Annotated in this window: 2 protein-coding genes; one reads left to right on the top strand and one right to left on the bottom strand. The window is 69.2% G+C overall.

Going from position 1 to position 2,065, the window contains the following annotated elements; genetic code table 11:
• Positions 1–75: 75 nt before the first annotated feature.
• On the bottom strand, positions 76–468 hold the full coding sequence (locus tag DSP71_RS02850; protein WP_061017892.1) for a VOC family protein: 393 nt from the start codon (positions 466–468) through the stop codon (positions 76–78).
• Between the two features lie 93 nt (positions 469–561).
• Here DSP71_RS02850 and DSP71_RS02845 point away from each other — a divergent pair.
• A partial coding sequence (locus tag DSP71_RS02845; protein ID WP_258546232.1) for an endonuclease/exonuclease/phosphatase family protein occupies positions 562–2,065 on the top strand: 1,504 nt, incomplete at its 3' end.

The raw sequence follows: 2,065 nt of genomic DNA, 5'->3' as shown, positions 1-2,065 counted from the left end.
CGGGAACACCTGGACGCTGCAGGAGCTGCCCGACTACGGCGCCTAGGGGTCCGGCACGGCAGCAGGCCGGCTCGGCTACGACGGATCCGCGACCACTTCGATCTTGAAGCCGGAGGCGTTCTCGAACCAGCCCGCGTAGTGCTGGTCGCCGCCGGCGTGCGGGTAGCGCTCCGCATACAGTGGTCGCCAGCCGTGGCGCTCGGCCTCGGCCATCAGCGCATCCACCGCGGTGCGATCACCGCCCTGGAATGCCAGATGGTTGAGGCCGGCGCGTCGACGGTCGTGCGCGGAGCTCGACAGGTTCGGAGACATCGTGAGCGTGAGATAGCTGCCCCCTGCGGCCCACGACTCGCCGCCGCTCCATTCGCTCGTCAGGGAGAACCCCACGCGCTCGAGGATCCACCGCCACTGCGCGCGCACATCATCGAGGTCGGCGATCCACAGCTCGACGTGATGGAGACCAGGCATCGTCCGATTCTGCCATTCACCTCACGGTCACGGTCCGGTCATCCGGCGGCCGTAGCTTTCGATGCGCCACGTCGTCGAAAGGACCTTCTCGTCATGACCTCCGCCACTCGGCCGAAGCGGGGGCTCCTCGCCCTGCTCGGCACCGGCATCGTTCTCGCCGGTCTCCTCGTCGTTCCCGCCGCTCAGGCGGCGGAAGGGATGCTCACGCTGGACACGCCCCGCATCGGGGTCGACGAGACGGTCACGTTCTCGTTCGACGCCGGCTCGGCGGTCCACGATCGCAACTGGATCGGGATCTATCGTGACGGCGCGGTGCCCGGCGGTCCGGCATCCCTCGACTGGCGATACGTCGCAGACCAGACCGGCCAGGTCACGTGGAACGCCTCGCGTCGGGACGGCTGGACCCGCAACTCGGCGACGATGGGGGCGGGCGAGTACGACGTCTACCTCCTCGAAGACGACGGCTACACGGTGCTGGCCGGGCCGATCGATCTCACCGTCACGGACGAGGAGGCGCAGCCGGTCGCCCCGGCCGCCCCGAAGCCCGAGGTCGGAGGGAAGAGCGGCCTGAACGTGCTCACCTTCAACGTCTGGCACGGGGGCACCCAGGTGGCCGACGGTGCGCGTCAGATCGCCGATGTCATCACGCAGACCGACGCCGACGTGACGTTCCTCCCCGAAGTGGGTCAGGCGCCCGCTCAGGTCGCCGCACTGCTCGGCTACCAGCACCTCACGGCGACCGACACCGGGATCGTCTCGCGCTACCCGATCGTCTCCACCGACACGATCGGCCGCTGGTGGTCGAAGGCGGTTCTCGACGTGAACGGATCGGAGGTCGTGGTGTACGGCGGCCACCTGGAGTACCGCTGGTACACCACGTACCTCCCGCGCGGCTACGGCGGGGAGATCCACGGCGACTGGCCGGCCGGGTGGAACACCTGGAACAAGCTCGACGCCCCGGTGACCGACGTCGAGGCCATCCTGGCGGCGAACGCGCAGTCGGGCCGACCGGCCGCCGCTGCCGAGCTGCTCGCCGACATCGCCGCAGAGCGCACGACTGGACGGATCGCCATCGTGGGCGGCGACTTCAACGAGCCGCCGTCGCAGGACTGGACCGCGGCGACAGCCGAGCTGTTCGACCACAACGGCGTCGTCGTTCCCTGGCAGACGACGCAGACGCTGCTCGACGGGGGACTGGTCGATGCCTTCCGCACCGTGCATCCCGATCCCGCGGCGAACCCGGGCTTCACGTGGCCGTCGGACAATCCTCTGTTCCCCACGTCATCTCTGACCTGGGCTCCCGACGCCGATGAGCGCGACCGCATCGATTACGTCTTCGCCACGCCGGACGAGCGACTGTCGATCGACGGAGCGAGCGTGGTGGGACCGCAGTCGACGATCGTGCGCAATCAGCGTGTCGTCGACGACAGTGCCGATGAGATCCTGACGCCGGATGCCGTCTGGCCCTCCGACCACAAGGCGGTGCTGGCGAACTTCACCGTCTGCGGCGGCGGGTGCACGACGCCTGAGCCCGAGCAGCCGACCGTGACGCTCGCTTCGGCATCGGTCGCCGCGGGCGATGCGATCACGATCTCCG

Origin of the sequence: Microbacterium sp. H6, assembly GCF_003314775.1 — a bacterium.
GTDB classification, from domain to species: Bacteria; Actinomycetota; Actinomycetes; order Actinomycetales; family Microbacteriaceae; genus Microbacterium; species Microbacterium oxydans.
Note: the sequence above shows the minus strand (reverse complement) of the source record. Positions and strands in the feature narration are given on the sequence as shown.

Bases quoted from the DNA above. Each gene is read 5' to 3' on its own strand.
- DSP71_RS02850 (WP_061017892.1), bottom strand. From the start codon at position 468: ATGCCTGGTCTCCATCACGTCGAGCTGTGGATCGCCGACCTCGATGAT.